Source organism: Hyphomonas sp., assembly GCF_041398385.1.
Taxonomy (GTDB): Bacteria; Pseudomonadota; Alphaproteobacteria; order Caulobacterales; family Hyphomonadaceae; genus Hyphomonas.
The window spans coordinates 139,638-156,387 of the sequence record NZ_JAWKUW010000005.1 but is presented as its reverse complement, the minus strand read 5'-3'; the positions used below and the strand labels follow the sequence as shown (position 1 = coordinate 156,387).

Sequence of the window (16,750 nt, the reverse complement as noted above, 5' to 3'; positions counted from 1 at the left end):
TGAAATCTGCAAGGCCTAGTCCACCATGCCCAGCGCCATGCCGCGCAGGGCCGCCGACACACGGTCGTTCACATCCAGCTTCTCGAAGCACCGCCGGATATAGGTCTCGACCGTATTGCGCGAGATATGGAGCGTCTCGGCAATCTCGTTATTCGTCTGTCCACGTGCAATCCAGCCGAGGATCTCTTTTTCGCGAGCTGAAAGCGCCGTTTCGCCCGGCTGCCTGCTCGTCAGTATCCGGCAATAAGCGAGATGGCCGATCTGGCAAGCCCAGTGGATTTCCGCGATCACGTCAGGAGCCGGCCGTGGCGCGCCACGTCCGAAGCCGAGACCGCAATAGCCGTTGCGCCCCCGCGGCCCGTAAACGGGAACAGCGATGCCGTCGCCCAGATTCGCGCCGCGCATATATTCGAGATAGGCCAGTTCATGGTCGCTCAGGCTCGGGTCGCGCAGCCCTTCGCTCCAGAAGAAGGGTGCTGTCGCTGTCGCTGCCAGCCGGACAAACGGATCGACGCGCCACAGCTTTTTCCGATTGTATTCGCGCACATAGTCTTCCGGAAAGCCGGTTGCCAAGACGCGAAGGCCCTCTTCCATGCCCGGCGAAACAAAGGCCGGATAGTGATGATAGCTGGTCTCTCGGGCCGGTGTTGTGGCGTAATACTTGCGCGCTGCATCCGCCAGATCCTGCATGCGCGTCGCCCGGTTACAGGCGTCGACATACTCGAATATGGGCGCCAGGTCGCAACCGCTCATGCGTGTCCCTCCGATGCCCGCGCACTATTTCACAGTGGCCGGAGAGTGCAAACATTTTCAAATGCCGCGTCCGCGGCCCGTCAGGACATCCAGTCCGGCGCAGCAACCTTGTCAGTGCCATCCATACTGGGCTGTGGATAGCGCTCCAGCAGCTTGTTCACGATCGCATCGGCCACGCGGTCCGCCTCGCGCAGGGGCGCATACGCCCATGTTTCGAGCGAGCCGCCGAACCAGCGGGCTGCGCCGTGTGCGATCAGGCTGTCATGCAGCTTGTCGAATTTCTCCGACCGGCCTTCCAGGCGCGCAATATGCACCGGCAGTCCGTGCCAGGCGGCATCCGACAGCATGTTGGCGCTATCTTCCGTTACGATCGCGACATCGGAGAAGGTCAGCCAGGCAATATAGGGGTTCGGTCCATCGTCCGTACCCGACCAGAATCGCGCGCCGGTCTCATCTGCCATGCGCCGGAAACGGGCGCGGGCGGCGTCCGGCGTGCGGCGCGAGGCGGTAATGCGCAGGCGCCAGCCCTGACCGGCCAGCGTGCGCAGCTGTGCCTCAAGACGGATCGCGGCGGCTTCGGTGAAGGTGTGCGTCTTGCTGTCGCCGCCGAGGATGACGATGGCACTCTTGCCGCGCTCATCGGCAAGATCGGCAAAGGCCTGCGCGGCGTCTTCGATGGCATGGGGCGAGAAATAAGAGGGCGAGCCCACCGTCTGGATCACGTTCGGCCCGCCGACACCGTCATGCAGCGGCGTCACCAGCAGGTCGAAATTGTCCGCCGGGATGCGCGGATCGAGAATCTGTACCGTCAGGGTCTTGCCGCCTGATGTCTCGCGCGCTTCACGGGTGAGGGCTGCCGAACGGCGCCCGGCCGCAATCCACACCGTCGGCCAGGGCGCCTGCATAAGGGCGCGCTGGTCTTTCGGGAGGGAGGCGAACGGCGAGGGCCATTTGTCCGCAGGCAGAAGGGTCCAGGGCAGGCGCGGCGACACCGTGATCGGATCGGCGCGATGGGCCTCGCCCGCAATATGGCCGATCTTCAGCCAGCGGCGGGTTTCACCCAGCGCATGAACAATCGCGCGCACCTGCGCGGCATTGCCTGCACGGCCGTCCGAGACCGCCCAGACAGAAGGTCCGAGCGATCCGGACCCTGACATGTCAGAGATACTCGACTTTGGTGATCTCGTAAGCGCGCGCGCCGGACGGGGCCGCCACTTCGGCTTCGTCGCCTTCTTCCTTGCCGATCAGGGCACGGGCAATCGGTGAGGTGATCGAGACCTTGCCGTGCTTCACGTCGGCCTCGTCTTCGCCCACGATCTTGTAGGTGACTTCATCTTCCGTATCCACATCGACCAGCGACACGGTCGCGCCAAAGCGGATCTTCGCGCCGGTCAGCTTCGACACGTCGATCACGTCGGCGCGCGCCAGCTTGTCGTCCAGCTCGTTGATCCGGCCCTCGATGAAGCTCTGCTTCTCCTTGGCCGCATGGTATTCGGCATTCTCCGAAAGGTCGCCATGCGAGCGCGCTTCGGCGATCGCCGCGATGATGCTCGGGCGTTCGACCGATTTAAGCGTTTTCAGCTCAGCCTGAAGCGCAGCATGGCCTTCGGCGGTCATGGGGATGCGTTCCATGGGTGTGTCACCTCTGTCTTTTGGCGAAAAATCGTTGTCGCAAACGCGAAGGCCGTCAAGTGGGGGCGTTCATGCCGATTGCAAGGCCCGCACGGAGATTTCCCGTGACTTCATGCTTTCGAGCGCCTTGACCGAGGCGATGGAGGCCGCAAGCGTTGTGAAATAAGGGATTTTCCGGTTCACGGCCGTCCGGCGGATCGACGAGCTGTCGGCCAGCGATTGTGCGCCTTCGGTTGTGTTGAAGACCAGCTGGATATCGCCATTAATCATGGCGTCGACGATATGCGGCTGGCCTTCATTGACTTTATTGATGCTCCGCACCGGGAGGCCCTGGCTGGCGAGGAAGCTGGCGGTGCCCGATGTGGCGACCAGGGTGAAGCCCATTTCCACAAGTTTCTTCGCTGCCTCGACGGCCGGCATCTTGTCGGCGTCGCGCACGGAGATGAACACCGCGCCCTCGGAGGGCAGCACCACGCCGCCGCCCAGCTGGCTTTTCAGGAAGGCCATGCCGAAATCATCGTCCCAGCCCATGACCTCGCCGGTCGAGCGCATTTCCGGCCCGAGCTGCGGGTCGACACCGGGGAAACGCGCGAAGGGGAAGACGGCTTCCTTCACCGCCACGCGGCGCGGATTGGCATGCGTCAGGTCAAACTGCGTCAGCGCTTCACCCGCCATCACTTTCGCCGCGATACCGGCAATCGGCGCGCCGACGGCCTTGGCCACGAACGGCACGGTGCGGCTCGCGCGCGGATTGGCTTCAAGCACGTAGATCTCATCGCCCTTCACCGCGAACTGGATATTGATCAGTCCACGCACCTTCAGCGCGCGGGCAAGCGCGATGGCCTGCTCGGCAAGGCGGCCCTGCAGGGCAGGGGACAGCGTGAAGGGCGGCAGCGAACAGGCCGAGTCGCCCGAATGCACGCCCGCCTCTTCGATGTGTTCCATGATGCCCGCGACATGCACGTTCGTGCCGTCGCAGATCGCATCGACATCCACTTCCGTCGCATCCGACAGGTAGCGGTCGATGAACAGGGACGCGTCGCCCGACACTTTCAGCGCTTCGGCCGCGAACTTGCGCAGGTCTTCATCGTCGCGCGCGATTTCCATGGCGCGTCCGCCCAGCACGAAACTCGGGCGCAGCATCACCGGATAGCCGATCTCATTGGCTTTCACCTCGGCCTCTTCCACGCTGCGCGCGGTACGCGACGGTGCCTGCTGGATGCCCAGCTGGTCGAGCAGCGCGGCAAACTGTTCGCGGTCCTCGGCAAGGTCGATCGATTCCGGGCTGGTGCCGAGGATCGGGATGTTTTCCTTGTGCAGCGGCCCGGCCAGCTTCAGCGGCGTCTGCCCGCCGAACTGCACGATCACGCCTTTCAGCGTGCCGGCCGACTGTTCCTTGTTGATGATCTCCAGCACATGCTCATCGGTCAGCGGCTCGAAATACAGGCGGTCCGACGTGTCATAGTCCGTGGACACCGTTTCCGGGTTGCAGTTCACCATGATCGACTCGATGCCGAGGTCTTCCATGGCGAAGGCCGCGTGGCAGCAGCAATAGTCGAATTCGATGCCCTGGCCGATCCGGTTCGGGCCGCCGCCCAGGATCACGACTTTCTCGCGGTTCGACGGCATCGCCTCGCAGTCCGGCTCTTTCTGGCCGAACATCGGGTGCTCATAGGTCGAATAGAGATACGGCGTCTTCGCCGCAAATTCGGCCGCACACGTATCGATCCGCTTGTAGACCGGGCGCACGCCCAGCGAATGGCGATAGCCGCGCACCCAGCCTTCGGTCTTGCCGGTCAGCTGGCCGAGGCGCTTGTCGGAAAAGCCCATCGCCTTGAGGTCGGTCATCTCGCTCGCATCCTGCGGCAGGCCGAGCTCGCGGATCGCTTTTTCCGTCGCGACGATTTCCGAAATCTGGCGCAGGAACCAGGGGTCGATCGAGGTAATCGCATAGATGTCCTCGACGCTGACGCCCATGCGGAACGCTTCCGCCACCACGCGCAGCCGGTCCGGAGTCGGCACGGCCAGCGCGGCGCGCAGCTTGCCTTCATCCTCGAACGGCAATTCGTCGAGGCCGCAGAGCCCCGTCTCCAGCGAGCAGAGCGCCTTCTGCAGGCTCTCCTTGAAGTTCCGCCCGATGGCCATGGCCTCGCCAACGGATTTCATCGCCGTGGTCAGCACGGGCTCGGCGCCCTTGTATTTCTCGAAGGCGAAACGCGGGATCTTGGTGACGACATAATCGATCGTCGGCTCGAACGAGGCCGGCGTCACGCCGGTGATGTCATTGTCCAGCTCGTCCAGCGTGTAGCCGACGGCCAGCTTCGCCGCGATCTTGGCAATCGGGAAGCCGGTCGCCTTCGAGGCAAGTGCCGAACTCCGCGACACGCGCGGGTTCATCTCGATCACGACGAGGCGGCCGTTTTCCGGATTCACGGCGAACTGCACGTTCGAACCGCCGGTCTCGACGCCGATCTCGCGCAGCACCGCGATCGAGGCGTTGCGCATCACCTGGTATTCCTTGTCGGTCAGGGTCAGCGCCGGGGCGACGGTGATCGAGTCGCCGGTGTGCACGCCCATCGGATCGATGTTCTCGATGGAGCAGATGATGATGGCATTGTCCGCCCGGTCGCGGACGACTTCCATCTCGTATTCCTTCCAGCCGAGCAGGCTTTCATCGACGAGGATCTGCGCATTGGGAGACGCGGCGAGGCCCGTGCGGCAGATCTCTTCGTATTCCTCGATATTGTAGGCGACGCCGCCGCCGGTGCCGCCGAGCGTGAAGGCCGGCCGGATGATCGCCGGCAGGCCGACCTCGTCCAGCACGTCCATGGCGCGTTTCAGGCCCTCGATCCGGTCATACTTGCCGTCGGGCTTCTTCGGCGAGGAGATGATTGCCGCGCGCGGGTTTTCGAGGCCGATCCGGTCCATCGCTTCGCGGAACAGGGCGCGGTCCTCGGCCATTTCGATGGCCTCGGCCTTGGCGCCGATCAGCTCGACTCCATGTTTCTGGAGCACGCCTGAATGATGCAGGTCCAGCGCGCAGTTGAGCGCCGTCTGGCCGCCCATCGTGGGCAGCAGGGCGTCCGGCTTTTCCGCCTCGATGATTTTCTCGACGATCTCCGGCGTGATCGGCTCGATATAGGTCGCGTCCGCCAGTTCCGGATCGGTCATGATCGTGGCGGGGTTCGAGTTCACGAGGATGACGCGATAGCCTTCGCTCTTGAGGGCTTTCACCGCTTGTACGCCGGAATAGTCGAACTCGCAGGCCTGTCCGATGATGATGGGGCCGGCGCCAATCACGAGGATGGAGCTGATATCGGTGCGCTTCGGCATGGGCTCCAGACTCCTCGCGGTCAAACGGCTGCGTCATAGCAGAGTCGGGGGGAGGGGCAAGCACCAGAGGGTGAAATCTGCTGTCTTGCGGGAAGGTTTCTGCAGGCGCACGATGACGCATCTCTTGGAGGAGGTCATCATGATTCGTATTCTGGCTACCGCTGCGCTGGCGCTCAGCACCGCTGCCTGCATCAGTGTCGATACAACCGAAGTCCTGCCTGCACCCGCGCCGGAGGCCGCAACGGAAGCAGCCGCGCCGGTCAACCTCGTCATCCTCTACACGCTGAAGGACGGCGTGACGCCGGCCGATTTCGAGGAATGGGTGGTGACGCGCGATCATCCCACCATGCGCGGCCTGACGCGGGTGAAGGATTTTCAGACCTACCGCGCAGACGGCCTGCTGACGGGCGAGGGAACTCCCTCCGTCGCCTATATCGAAACCTTCGCGATCGACGACATGGCAGGCTTCGGCTCTGAAGACATGGCCAGTGAGGCCGTGCAGGCCATTTCAAGCGAGTTTGCAGGTTTCGCCGAGGCGCCCCAGTTCATCCTGGTGACCCCGGTCGACTAGGACGTCCGGCTCAGCGCAGCAGGCGGGCCTGACGGGCAGGAAGAATCTTCATCGGCACCTTGGTTTCCGACGTGTCGAAATCGATCTTCAGGCCGCCATTCTTCGACATGTCGATCGAATTGGCGACGATCTGCAGCAGCGGCGAGGCCTGGTCTGCGGCGCCGTCGCCGGTGATCGAGAAGCGTTGTTCCGGCAGGTAGACCGTGCCGATCATCGAGACCTTGCCGGCACCCGTCAGGCGGGAGCGGGGGATGACGCCGTCAGGAATCGATTTCGGATCGGAAATCAGGGCAAAGCCGGCCATGTCGCCGTCTTCCGGAGCGGTGAGGGTCAGCCGGGCCTCGTCTGTGACACTGAAGGTCGCGTCCCGGCCGTGCAGGATGATCGTCACGCCATCCCCGGTCAGGGTCGCCTTGCGCCGCACGATGAGTGGGGCGTCCACGATATGATACACGCCCGGCATCATCTTTACGTGGCCCTTGTAGATATCGAGGCCCTTATAGGTGCCCGGCAGCAGCGTGTCGGTCGGGCTGGAAAAATAGACGTCATCTTCGATCAGGTTGGCGGGCAGGTTGTCGACGATTCCAAGAATCTGGGCGACTTCGAGAATGTGCAGGCCCCTGGCAGCGCCGATCTTGTAGTAGCCGTGATCGTCGAGCCACATTTTTCCGCCGCCTGACAGGATGCCGAGGATCGTGTTGGCGATCGAATCGGCGGTCGTTTCGGGCAGCATGGTCCCGGTCTGCGCCGCCGTCTTCAGCGCGTCATAGTCAGACCCAAGCAGGCTCAAGCGCGGGATCGCTCTGTTGATCATTTCGACAAGGGCGACGGCATTCGCCGTGACCTGCACCTTCGCATAGGTGAGGGACGCGGCAACGCTTTTGCCGGGTGTCGGAATCTGCAGTCCATTCAGCGGATCCGGGATCCGGTCGCAATGCTCGGTCGGGCGAGGGCTGATCTGTGTGCCGCCCGAGACAGGCGCCTTGCCGGCAGCGCAGAAGAACTTTGTCTCGGCGTCTCCGCCCGAGAACGCCATCGACCGGGCGCCGGTCGAATTGCTCCAGATCACGCAATTCATGGCTGAAAGGCTTGTACTGTCTGCGGTGGAGAGCCCGTTGCCGGTCGGCTCCAGGGCCAGGATGCACAGCGGGAAGCCCCAGGTGGTCGAGGCCGCCGCTTCGCGGGTCAGGGCAATGTTTGCGTTCCGGCCGAGAACCTTTGCCGCAACGTTTGCCGGCTCGAACGCGAGCGCGACCTCGATTTCGGTGTGCTGGCCATAGGCGTCTTCGGAGATCGCAGCAATGTCCATGTTGGAGAGGACATATTCGGCATTGCCCTGCGCGGTGGCGAGTGCCGTCTGGCGGGCCTCTTCCAGCCGGTCTTCCGCGCGCGGGGAATTGGCCGCGACGAAGGCGGTCGCTCCGGCCAGTGCTGCAGAGTCTGCTGCGTTTTGCAGGTTATTCGCGGCCTTGCTGTCAAGGCCGAGCGCGATGGCTGCAAAGGCCAGCGCGACGATCGCCATCAGCGTTACCGCAAAGAGGGGAAGGGTGGACCCGTCTTCCCCGTGGAAGCGGGCACGCAGGGTATTCGCGCGCTCACAGTACTTCGCCATGACACGCTTGTAACGGGAAATACATTATACTTCCCCTAAACGTCCTGTGAAATTTCAATAATATCAGCGACATTTTCTGTCGTCTGAGTGTCACACCACGTGGTCGGCGACGTAGGGATTGTCCTGCCGTTCCTGTCCAAAAGTCGACAGGGGGCCGTGTCCCGGCACGAATCTCATCTCGCTTCCGAGCGGCCAGAGCTTCTGTACAATGGAATCGATGAGCTGCTGATGATTGCCGCGCGGGAAGTCGGTCCGGCCGATCGATCCGCGGAACAGGACGTCTCCGACAAAGGCCAGATGGCCCTCTTTCGAGTAGATCACCACATGGCCCGGCGTATGGCCCGGCGTGTGAACCACATGGAACTTGTTTCCGGCCAGCTCCAGCACGTCGCCTTCGCGCAGGTAGCGGTCCGGCTTCACATTCTTGCCGTCCCGGATGCCGTATTTCGCGCCCTGCGCCTCGATCTCGTCCAGCAGCCACTGGTCGTCCTTGTGGGGGCCGATGATCGGGCAGCCCGTCCGCTCCGACACGGCGGTCGCCGCGCCCGCATGGTCGAGATGGCCGTGCGTCAGCCAGACGGCGACAATCTTCACGCCATGATCCTTCGCCACCGCCATCAGCCGGTCGACCTCGCCGCCCGGATCGACGAACACGCCTTCCATGGTCTCGGTCGACCAGATCATGGACGTGTTCTGCTGCAGGGGCGTCACCGGGATGATCCGGATTTCCAGCTTTGGCGGGTGGTGAGCATGTGCGTCGGTCATGCCTGTTACATAATCCGTTCGCGGGCCCGCGCAAACGTGCCTGCGTGCTTTTCCTGAACCGCTGGCTCGGTTAACACTGGGACAAGACACAAGGTGATGGAGGACCGGGCAATGCGGATGCCTCAGCAATATGGCCGCGGAAGCTATGGCGGCGGCGGTGGCGGCCTCGGCCGGCTCCTGCGCGGACGCCTCGGCCTGCTGCTGATCGCGGCCATAGGCCTTTTCTTCTACTGGCAGATGAACCAGAAGCCGGTGCCCTTCTCCGGCCGCAACCAGCTCAACACCGTTCCGATTGAACAGGAAGTCCAGCTCGGCCAGCAATCCTATGTCCAGATCCTCAGCCAGGAGCAGGGGCAGGGGAACACCGTCCTCTGCGCCGAGCGCTGCATCGGCACCGAAGCGGAGCTGACCTCGAAAGTGCGCGAGATCGGCGCGCGGCTTCAGTCCGCCGCCGTGGAGCTGGAACAGGATCTGCTGAGCGAGGGCTATCAGTTCACGCCCGTCGCCCAGTCTTTCGACTGGACCTATTACGTCGTCGACTCGGCAACGCCCAACGCCTTCTGCCTGCCGGGCGGCTATGTGGCGGTCTATACCGGTATCCTCGACATCACCGGCAATTATGACGGCCAGGTCTCGATGGACGACATTGCCGATCCGGACAAACTCGCCGTCGTCATGGGCCATGAAATCGGCCACGCGCTCGCCCATCACGGCGCCGAGCGGATGAGCCAGGCCAAGGTCGTCCAACTCGGCCAGATGGCGGTCGGCGTTGGCTTCGGCGACATGGGCGCCGCCCAGCAGCGCGCCATCATGCAGGCCTTCGGCATGGCCGCGCAGGGAGGAATCCTGAAATTCTCCCGCCAGCACGAGACCGAAGCCGACAAGATCGGTCTCGATTTGCTCGTGCGCGCCTGTTACGATCCGCGCGAAGCGCCGGAGCTGTGGCAGCGCATGGGCGAGATCGGCGGCGGCCAGCGCCCGCCCGAATGGATGAGCACGCACCCCGCCAGCGAGACCCGCGCCGAGAACTTCCGCAAATGGATGCCCGACGCCATCGCCGAATACGAACGCCGCTGCGGCCCGCTGAACTGATCCGGCCGGCCCTGTTTGCCGCATTGTTTGCGATTGCGGTGCAGCACTAGACTTCCTGCAATGGAACCGGCCCCCGCGCCGCTAACTGACAGGGATCGCTCATGGCCTATCGCACCGCACCCGCCTTCCGCCTCCTCCTTGCTGCGACAGCGCTCGGCGGGCTGGCGGCCTGTGGACCGGCAACCGAAGCACCTGCACCTGCCGCGACGCCCGCTGCGCCGGATGCGGCTGAGGTCGACGGCGCGCGCTATGCAGCCGGCCTGCTCGGCTCCCGCCTCAAGGGCCGCCTGATGGCCGCGATGCAGGAAGGCGGCCCGGAAGCGGCGGTTGCCGTCTGTGCCGAAGAGGCGCCCGTCATCGCCGCCGAAGTCTCCGCCGAAACCGGCTACACGGTCGGCCGCACGGCCCTGCGCGTGCGCAATCCGGCCAATGCGCCCGACGCATGGGAAGAAACTCAGCTGCACGCCTTCATCGACGCGCTCGCCGACGGCGCCGATCCGGCGACGCTGGAAGTCGCGGAACTGGTTGACGACAACGGCACCGCAACGCTCCGCTGGGCCCGGCCCATCCTGCTGGACGCGCCCTGCGCCACCTGTCACGGGCAGGAGGTCGACCCGGCCCTCCTTGCGAATATTCACGAACGCTACCCCGAAGACACGGCAACCGGCTTTGCAATCGGCGACGTGCGGGGCATGTTCACCGTCAGCAAATAGTCGCGCCGGACCCGTTTTATAATCAGGGCCGGATGTGCGCGCCGGGGAGGGCGCCCTGCATGAAATGGTTTCTGTTGTTCCTGGGCCTTGTGGGCCTGTTCTTCGGCGGCACCTATTGGTGGGCCGGCAAAGATGAAAAGCCGCTGACGCGCGAAGCCCAGGCCGGTGCGCCGGGCGGCTTCATCGAAACGCGGGCGGGCCGCCTGCATTACCGCGTGCAGGGGCCGGAGGATGGCCCGGTTGTCGTGATGGTGCATGGCTATTCGACGCCGAATTTCATCTTCGAACAGAATGCGGCGGCGCTGGAGGCGGCAGGCTTCCGGGTTGTCCGGTTTGACCATTTCGGACGCGGCTGGTCCGACAGGCCGAAAGGTCCGTACACGGCTGACTTCTACGACAACGAGTTGCTGGACCTGCTTGACGGCCTCTCCCTCACCCAGCCGGTATCTCTGGTCGGCCTTTCCATGGGCGGCCCCATCGTGTCGGAATTCGCGGTGCGCCATCCGGAGCGTGTCTCGCGGGTGGCGCTGCTTGTTCCCGCCGGGCTCGACATCGGCGCCAAAGGCGGCGCCTCGGCCGCGCTTGTCCGTATGCCGGTCATCGGCGACTGGATGTGGCGCGTCTCGGCCAAGAAGATTCTCCTCTCCGATCCGCAATATGACGAGAGCGCCCTTGCGCCCGAAAACCGCTTGCAGGGCGACGTGCTGGAACAGCTGAAATACAAGGGCTACTTCCCGGCCCTTCTTTCAACCTATCGCCGGTTTCACATGACCGGCCGCGACGACACATTCCGCAGCCTTGCTGCCACGGGCCTGCCCGTCATGGCGGTCTACGGCACGGACGATCCCACCGTCCTCATCTCGAGCGCCGACAAGCTGGCGGCCCTGATGCCTGAGGCGCGCATCGTCCGCATCGCGGGCGGCACGCACGGCCTAAACTACCAGCGCCATGAAGACGTGAACCCGCTGCTCCTCGATTTCCTGTCGGAAGGGCAGGGTACGCCCTAATTCGGCCAGTTCGTTGCTGCGACGGGCCGGGCGCGCTTTGCGGGCAGGGGCCGCCCGGCAGCGCCTTCGCGGATCCGGTCGCGCAGTTTGTCGAACACCACGATGGAGATGCCCGGCACCTGCCGCGTGGAAATCCACACCGCATCCTTGCGCAGGAACCAGCGCCGCTCGGTGAACTCCATCTCGCTGAACGGCACGAAAATCGGCGGATAGACGCCGGGCGGCGCCACCAGCATGCGCAGCATCACACCGTCAGGCCTGAGCCCTGCCGTGATGATGCCGTGATAGGAATTGAAGGCCAGCCCGCCATCGCTGAGGCACACCGTCTGCAGCCAGCGCCGCTCGGCCGGTGCTTCGCCCGTCATCGGATAGGCGCGGGCAATCTTCCGCCACTGCACCCCGTCGCGCCATATGACCAGCCACAGGAGCCCCCCGGCAAAGGCGAGACCATAGGCCAGCGACAGCGCGCGCGTGTAATATTCCGCGATCATGGGCGTCATCGTGCCGCACAGGGTTTAAGATCACGTGGACGTGACCCCGCCCGTGCAGCGATTGCGCCCGCGGGGGGCTTTGCCTAACAATGCTCCTGACAGACCTTGAGGAGTCCCTGATGAACATTCGCCGCACCAGCATCGCCATCGCCCTCTTCGCCGGAGCCTCCCTGCTGGGCGCCTGCAGCAAGGCCGCCGCCCCGGAAACCGCAGGGCCGGTCGTGCTCGAAAACGGCCTCACTGCGAAGGAGCAGATCGAGACCCGACAGGCCCAGCTCAAGAAAATGGGCAAGGCCTTCAAGGCGATGAACGATGAAATGAAAGCCGAAACGCCGGATGTCGCTGCCCTTCAGGCGGCCGCCGCGGCGCTGAAGCTGGAATCGGGCGGCATCGAAGACTGGTTCCCCGCCGGCACCGGCCCGGACTCCGGCGTCAAGACCGAGGCGCTCGCCGCGATCTGGGAAAACCCGGCGGATTTCGCGGAAAAGCTGTCGGATTTCCGCGCCGCGTCCGACTCGCTGGCCGAAGTCGCACCCGGCGGTGACCTTGCCGCCATCGGCGATGCCATGCGCGTCACCGGCATGTCGTGCAAATCCTGCCACGACACTTACCGCGAAGACGACTAGGCCCGCATGACCACCGGGCAAGCGCGCGTCCTCGTCTGGGACTGGACGGTCCGCCTGTTTCACTGGCTCACCGTGCTGCTCGTCGCCTCCATGTGGTGGACGGCGGAAGAGGGCATGATGGACTGGCACAGGCGGATCGGCATGATCCTGGTCGGCCTTATCTCTTACCGCATCGTCTGGGGGCTGATCGGTCCTCCGACAGCGCGCTTTGCCCGCATGGTGCCGACGCCGCAGGCTGCGCTCGCCTATCTGGGTGACCTGCGCGCCGGACGCCACAAGGTCAGCCTCGGCCACAATCCGGTCGGTGTGCTGAGCGTGTTCGCCATGCTACTCGCCCTCACGGTTCAGGTCTCGACCGGGCTTTTTTCGGTCGATGTCGACGGCATCGAATCCGGCCCGCTCTCGCGGCATGTCTCGTTCGAGACCGGGCGCCTCTTCGCCGAGATCCACGAGACGAGCTTCAACATCCTGCTGGCGCTGATCGTCCTGCACGTGCTCGCCATCGCCACCTATCTCGTCTTCTTCAAGGACAATCTCGTCCGCCCGATGGTCACCGGGCGCCGCGCCAGCACTGATTTTGACGCCAGCGTGGCCGACAACCGGGCCGGCCTGATCCGGGTCGTCATCGCTCTGGCCGCCGCCTTTGCCGCGATGAGCGCGATCTGGTTCGCAGGCGGATAAAGCATGCCAGGGAGGGCATTGCCATGAACAACAAGGACCAGATCGATTACTGGAACGGCCCCGCCGGCCAGAGATGGGTGGACCAGTCGAACCGGCTCGACGCCATGCTCGCGCCCTTCGCCGATGCCGTCATCGCCCGCGCAGCGCTTCAACCGGGCGAAGCGGTCATCGATGTCGGCTGTGGCGCAGGCGCGCTGACGCTGCTTGCGGCGAAGGCTGTCGGGGAAGGTCGCGGCGCCCTTGGCGTCGACGTGTCGGAGCCGCTCGTAAGCCTCGCCCGCCGCCGTGCGGCAGAGGCCGGCCTGCCGGCCCGGTTCGACCTCGCCGATGCCAGCGAATTCGACACCGCCGACAAGGCCGACATCATGGTCTCGCGCTTCGGCGTCATGTTCTTTGCCGATCCGGGTGAGGCCTTCGCCAATATCCGCCGCGCCGTGCGCCCCGGCGGGCGGCTGACTTTCGTCTGCTGGCAGGGGCTCGACAAGAATGACTGGGCGCTGAAGCCGCTGTTGGCCGGGCTGCCTTTCCTGAAGGAGCCGCCGCCTCAGCCGGATCCCTCCGCCCCCGGACCGTTCGCCTTCCATGACAGGGACCGCGTCGCCCGCTTCCTGGGCGAGGCCGGCTGGTCGGACGTGACCCTCGACAGTATCGAAACCGAGCTCATCCTGCCCGGCGAGGACATCGCTGCCAATGCCGGCTTCATGATGCAGCTCGGGCCCTTGTCGCGTCTCATGGCCGCGCAGGGGATCGCGCCGGCACCCGTCGAGGCAGCGCTTGCAGACCTGATGCGCGCGAATGAGCGGGCCGATGGCACCGTGGCCATGCGCGCGGCCTGCTGGCTCGTCAGCGCCGGCAATCCCTGAGGGATATTCCGTGAACTGGGGGCCTGAAGATTTCATTGCGGCGGCCGTTCTGGTCTTCGCCGTTGCCGTGCCTGCGGTTCTGGTCTTCAGGACACGGAAGACAGGCTGGCCCTATCGCATTGCGTCTATGGTCGCGCTGGCCGGCGCCTTCATGCTGGTATGGACCAGTCTTGCCGTCGGCATTATCGGGTCTGAAGGGCATCCGGCAAATCTCATGTTTGCCGGTGTCCTTGCGGTTGCGCTGGGTGGAGCGCTTATCGCGCGCTTCCGGCCGGAAGGCATGGCGCGTGCCATGTTCGCTGCGGCGCTGGCGCAGGCAGGTGCAGGGGCCGTCGCCCTGATCGCCGGTTTCGGTCGCGAGGCTGCGGCATGGCCCTGGGATGTCGCCGGCGCAACGGGCGTCTTCACGCTGCTCTGGCTCGCGGCTGCTGCCTTGTTTCGGAAGGCGGCGCGGTAATAGGGGAGGGGCGCCCTCTCTATCCCCCCTCTCGCGTCATGCCCGACGGCTGCAAGCCGTCCGGGCACCCATCTCTGGAAGACCCCCCACGTGCGTCATGTTCCGCTGAAGACACAGCAGATGCCGTGAACTGTTGAAGCGTTCAGGGATGGGTCCCCTGACCGCTGCGCGGCCGGGCGTGACGACCACTTTATCCGGCCAGCGGGATCACACGACTATCTTACATGCATCCAACGCACAGGGGCCGGGCCGGTACCGTTCGGTTTGTGCGGGGGAGGAATGGAGAGATTGAGCTGTCGCCCGGAGTAACGGCCAGGCGGCGGCCCTAGGAAAGCTGGTCCGGCGGAGGAAGTGGAAACACGACCGACAAAGACCGATGACCTCCCCGGCAGATCCGGTTTGGGACGCTTGTCCCTTGCTGGTCTGTGCCCGGCCTCGGTGCGTCAGCACTGTCCGGGCCTTTGCGACCTCGGCCCTGCAAGACGGCCGATGCGATGAGGCGCGCCGGCGGCGATCCGAAATCTCCATCTCCGGCGCGGCGGGCGGTAACGCTCCAATCCGTAGCCTACCTTTTATCACTGGCGGAGCGCCACGGCGCCCGCCGCGCCACGGCTCCCTTCAAGGGGCAAACACCTTTCATCCCCGGATGGCTCACGCCAGTCCGGCTGTATCTGCTACAGATCGGGAATAAGGCCGCACCGGCCTCCCGGCAGGAAGGCGGTGCGGCCCGCTAGCGTCCCGCGCCGACGAATGCCGGTCCCACCCAGCGCTTTTTCCGTCGCGGTCCTTCAGGGACACGTTGCGAACAGGTCCGCCACGCATCACCTTTGAGTTTATTCCTACCACTGGTATGTTTGCCGGGCAATTGGAAACCAGATGGCACGACGCACGGCAGAAGACGCGGAAAAGACCCGCTTAGCGATCCTCGCTTCGGCGCAGGCGCATTTCGCGCGCGACGGATTCAAGGCGAGCCTTGCCGACATCGTTTCTGACGCAGGCGTCACGAAAGGCGCCCTGTTCCATCATTTCCCGAACAAGCTCGCCCTGTTCCAGCAGGTCTGGACAGACCTTCAGAAAGGCATGGACGAAGAGGCCCGCGCCGAGGCGCGCAAGGTGATCGATCCGAACGACCCGTATTCCCAGCTGCTCGCCGGTGCGAAGGTCTATCTGAAATGGGCTGCCCGGCCGGAATATTACCGGATCGTCCTGTTCGAAGGGCCGTCCGTCCTCGGCATGCAGGGCTGGTACGAATCCGACCGCGACATCGGCCAGCGCAATGTGCGCCGGTCGATGGAGTTCATGGCGGACAAGCGCTGCTTCCCGCGGTCGCGGATCAATGTCTATTCCGTGCTCGTCCAGTCGGTGCTCAACGGTTTCGGCTTCGCGCTGGGCAAGGGGGAGGACGGCCTCACGCCGGACGTCGCCCATGAAGCGTTCGAGATCATGCTGCGCAATCTCAGATAGGCCCGTCAGGCGAGCGGGTCGATCCGTCCGCCAACGGACGGGTTCACCCGCCACCAGGCTGCGACGGCATAGCGGGTCCGCTCCGTTGCCTCGACCGCATGGGGGATCGTCTCGGACAGCATGAACACAACCCCGCCGCCCTCCGGCACAAGGCGCGCCTCTGGCGCGTCATCCTCGCCGGCGCCTTCTGGCCAGACCAGCAGGGCGCCGCCGTCGCCGTCCTGCCAGTCTTCATTGAGATAGACGACCAATGAGACGACCCGGTTCCTTGCGCCCTCGAAACTGTCGAGATGGCGGTCATAGAAGCCGCCCGGCCGGTAGACGGCGTAGCAGGCCTCGAACTCGAACAGGCCGATCATCAGGGCCCGGTTGATCGTCTCGCGCAACTGCTCGGCCCATGCGAGGAAATCCGCCTGTGCCGGGCTCGATCCGTCGAGCCAGGCAATGCGCGAGCGCCGGATCGACCGGTCAAGCTGGAACGCATCGTCGCGCCCGACGCCTGCCGGGGCGAGGTCGTCCAGCGCGTCCACCGCCAGCACTTCGGCGCGCAGGGCACGGTAGAGCGCGTCCGGCAGGAAGCCCGGCTGCCAGCTCCAGCCCTTCGAGGCGAGGTCATCGACAATGGCGCCGAGGCGGTTTTCGCCCGGCAGAGGAGGGGAGATGGCCGTCATGGCCGTGGCTTTCGGAATC

Annotated in this window: 17 protein-coding genes; 9 read left to right on the top strand and 8 right to left on the bottom strand. The window is 64.7% G+C overall.

Features of this window, described 5'->3' with window-relative positions; genetic code table 11:
• Positions 1–15: 15 nt before the first annotated feature.
• The 4 genes from R3C13_RS11580 to carB form a co-directional block, all read right to left on the bottom strand.
• Entirely contained in the window at positions 16–753 is a 738-nt protein-coding gene (locus tag R3C13_RS11580) for an autoinducer binding domain-containing protein (protein ID WP_371310983.1), read from the bottom strand.
• 80 nt (positions 754–833) lie between these two features.
• Positions 834–1,910 (bottom strand): mitochondrial fission ELM1 family protein, encoded by a 1,077-nt coding sequence (locus tag R3C13_RS11575; RefSeq protein WP_371310982.1) that lies wholly within the window; start codon positions 1,908–1,910, stop codon positions 834–836.
• Position 1,911: 1 nt separating this feature from the next.
• Positions 1,912–2,385 carry a transcription elongation factor GreA gene (gene greA, locus R3C13_RS11570; protein WP_371310981.1) on the bottom strand — a complete coding sequence of 158 codons (474 nt, stop codon included), beginning with the start codon at positions 2,383–2,385 and terminating at the stop codon, positions 1,912–1,914.
• A gap of 69 nt (positions 2,386–2,454) precedes the next feature.
• Positions 2,455–5,718 carry a carbamoyl-phosphate synthase large subunit gene (gene carB, locus R3C13_RS11565; protein WP_371310980.1) on the bottom strand — a complete coding sequence of 1,088 codons (3,264 nt, stop codon included), beginning with the start codon at positions 5,716–5,718 and terminating at the stop codon, positions 2,455–2,457.
• Between the two features lie 139 nt (positions 5,719–5,857).
• Between carB and R3C13_RS11560 the strand changes: the two genes are divergently transcribed.
• A complete protein-coding gene (locus R3C13_RS11560; RefSeq protein WP_371310979.1) occupies positions 5,858–6,289 on the top strand; it encodes an REDY-like protein HapK in 432 nt (143 codons plus the stop codon).
• 10 nt (positions 6,290–6,299) lie between these two features.
• Here the strand turns inward: R3C13_RS11560 and R3C13_RS11555 are convergent, their stop codons facing one another.
• Complete coding sequence (locus R3C13_RS11555; RefSeq protein WP_371310978.1) at positions 6,300–7,901, bottom strand: pilus assembly protein TadG-related protein; 1,602 nt, start codon at positions 7,899–7,901, stop codon at positions 6,300–6,302.
• Positions 7,902–7,991: 90 nt separating this feature from the next.
• The gene (locus tag R3C13_RS11550) at positions 7,992–8,666 is read right to left on the bottom strand and encodes an MBL fold metallo-hydrolase (protein ID WP_371310977.1); all 675 of its coding nucleotides are present in this window, start codon (positions 8,664–8,666) and stop codon (positions 7,992–7,994) included.
• A 111-nt stretch (positions 8,667–8,777) separates the two neighbouring features.
• Between R3C13_RS11550 and R3C13_RS11545 the strand changes: the two genes are divergently transcribed.
• The 3 genes from R3C13_RS11545 (at position 8,778) to R3C13_RS11535 (ending at position 11,478) form a co-directional block, all read left to right on the top strand.
• Complete coding sequence (locus tag R3C13_RS11545; RefSeq protein ID WP_371310976.1) at positions 8,778–9,758, top strand: M48 family metallopeptidase; 981 nt, start codon at positions 8,778–8,780, stop codon at positions 9,756–9,758.
• A 101-nt stretch (positions 9,759–9,859) separates the two neighbouring features.
• On the top strand, positions 9,860–10,471 hold the full coding sequence (locus R3C13_RS11540; protein WP_371310975.1) for a DUF3365 domain-containing protein: 612 nt from the start codon (positions 9,860–9,862) through the stop codon (positions 10,469–10,471).
• 59 nt (positions 10,472–10,530) lie between these two features.
• Positions 10,531–11,478: an alpha/beta fold hydrolase gene (locus R3C13_RS11535; protein WP_371310974.1), complete on the top strand. Its 948-nt coding sequence runs from the start codon at positions 10,531–10,533 to the stop codon at positions 11,476–11,478.
• On the opposite strand, the gene R3C13_RS11530 is transcribed toward R3C13_RS11535, so the two are convergent.
• Entirely contained in the window at positions 11,475–11,969 is a 495-nt protein-coding gene (locus R3C13_RS11530) for a hypothetical protein (RefSeq protein ID WP_371310973.1), read from the bottom strand. The two genes, R3C13_RS11535 and R3C13_RS11530, sit on opposite strands and share 4 nt — an antisense overlap.
• Positions 11,970–12,088: 119 nt before the next feature.
• On the opposite strand from R3C13_RS11530, the gene R3C13_RS11525 reads away from it, so the two are divergent.
• From R3C13_RS11525 to R3C13_RS11505, 5 genes are all read left to right on the top strand, one after another.
• The gene (locus R3C13_RS11525) at positions 12,089–12,595 is read left to right on the top strand and encodes a cytochrome c (protein WP_371310972.1); all 507 of its coding nucleotides are present in this window, start codon (positions 12,089–12,091) and stop codon (positions 12,593–12,595) included.
• Between the two features lie 6 nt (positions 12,596–12,601).
• A complete protein-coding gene (locus tag R3C13_RS11520) occupies positions 12,602–13,276 on the top strand; it encodes a cytochrome b/b6 domain-containing protein (RefSeq protein WP_371310971.1) in 675 nt (224 codons plus the stop codon).
• Between the two features lie 23 nt (positions 13,277–13,299).
• Positions 13,300–14,139 carry a class I SAM-dependent methyltransferase gene (locus R3C13_RS11515; protein ID WP_371310970.1) on the top strand — a complete coding sequence of 280 codons (840 nt, stop codon included), beginning with the start codon at positions 13,300–13,302 and terminating at the stop codon, positions 14,137–14,139.
• Positions 14,140–14,149: 10 nt separating this feature from the next.
• A complete protein-coding gene (locus R3C13_RS11510; protein WP_371310969.1) occupies positions 14,150–14,596 on the top strand; it encodes a hypothetical protein in 447 nt (148 codons plus the stop codon).
• 876 nt (positions 14,597–15,472) lie between these two features.
• Complete coding sequence (locus R3C13_RS11505; protein WP_371310968.1) at positions 15,473–16,060, top strand: TetR/AcrR family transcriptional regulator; 588 nt, start codon at positions 15,473–15,475, stop codon at positions 16,058–16,060.
• Positions 16,061–16,065: 5 nt separating this feature from the next.
• Here the strand turns inward: R3C13_RS11505 and R3C13_RS11500 are convergent, their stop codons facing one another.
• On the bottom strand, positions 16,066–16,731 hold the full coding sequence (locus R3C13_RS11500) for a 2OG-Fe(II) oxygenase (protein ID WP_371310967.1): 666 nt from the start codon (positions 16,729–16,731) through the stop codon (positions 16,066–16,068).
• Between the last annotated feature and the right edge of the window lie 19 nt (positions 16,732–16,750).

Excerpts from the sequence above, each read along its gene's own strand:
- R3C13_RS11575 (WP_371310982.1), bottom strand. The coding sequence starts at position 1,910 with ATGTCAGGGTCCGGATCGCTCGGACCTTCTGTCTGGGCGGTCTCGGAC.
- R3C13_RS11555 (WP_371310978.1), bottom strand. The coding sequence starts at position 7,901 with ATGGCGAAGTACTGTGAGCGCGCGAATACCCTGCGTGCCCGCTTCCAC.
- R3C13_RS11515 (WP_371310970.1), top strand. The coding sequence starts at position 13,300 with ATGAACAACAAGGACCAGATCGATTACTGGAACGGCCCCGCCGGCCAG.
- R3C13_RS11505 (WP_371310968.1), top strand. The coding sequence starts at position 15,473 with ATGGCACGACGCACGGCAGAAGACGCGGAAAAGACCCGCTTAGCGATC.
- R3C13_RS11540 (WP_371310975.1), top strand. The coding sequence starts at position 9,860 with ATGGCCTATCGCACCGCACCCGCCTTCCGCCTCCTCCTTGCTGCGACA.
- R3C13_RS11550 (WP_371310977.1), bottom strand. The coding sequence starts at position 8,666 with ATGACCGACGCACATGCTCACCACCCGCCAAAGCTGGAAATCCGGATC.
- greA (WP_371310981.1), bottom strand. The coding sequence starts at position 2,385 with ATGGAACGCATCCCCATGACCGCCGAAGGCCATGCTGCGCTTCAGGCT.
- R3C13_RS11545 (WP_371310976.1), top strand. The coding sequence starts at position 8,778 with ATGCGGATGCCTCAGCAATATGGCCGCGGAAGCTATGGCGGCGGCGGT.
- R3C13_RS11520 (WP_371310971.1), top strand. The coding sequence starts at position 12,602 with ATGACCACCGGGCAAGCGCGCGTCCTCGTCTGGGACTGGACGGTCCGC.
- R3C13_RS11535 (WP_371310974.1), top strand. The coding sequence starts at position 10,531 with ATGAAATGGTTTCTGTTGTTCCTGGGCCTTGTGGGCCTGTTCTTCGGC.
- R3C13_RS11530 (WP_371310973.1), bottom strand. The coding sequence starts at position 11,969 with ATGATCGCGGAATATTACACGCGCGCGCTGTCGCTGGCCTATGGTCTC.
- R3C13_RS11500 (WP_371310967.1), bottom strand. The coding sequence starts at position 16,731 with ATGACGGCCATCTCCCCTCCTCTGCCGGGCGAAAACCGCCTCGGCGCC.
- R3C13_RS11525 (WP_371310972.1), top strand. The coding sequence starts at position 12,089 with ATGAACATTCGCCGCACCAGCATCGCCATCGCCCTCTTCGCCGGAGCC.
- R3C13_RS11560 (WP_371310979.1), top strand. The coding sequence starts at position 5,858 with ATGATTCGTATTCTGGCTACCGCTGCGCTGGCGCTCAGCACCGCTGCC.
- R3C13_RS11580 (WP_371310983.1), bottom strand. The coding sequence starts at position 753 with ATGAGCGGTTGCGACCTGGCGCCCATATTCGAGTATGTCGACGCCTGT.
- carB (WP_371310980.1), bottom strand. The coding sequence starts at position 5,718 with ATGCCGAAGCGCACCGATATCAGCTCCATCCTCGTGATTGGCGCCGGC.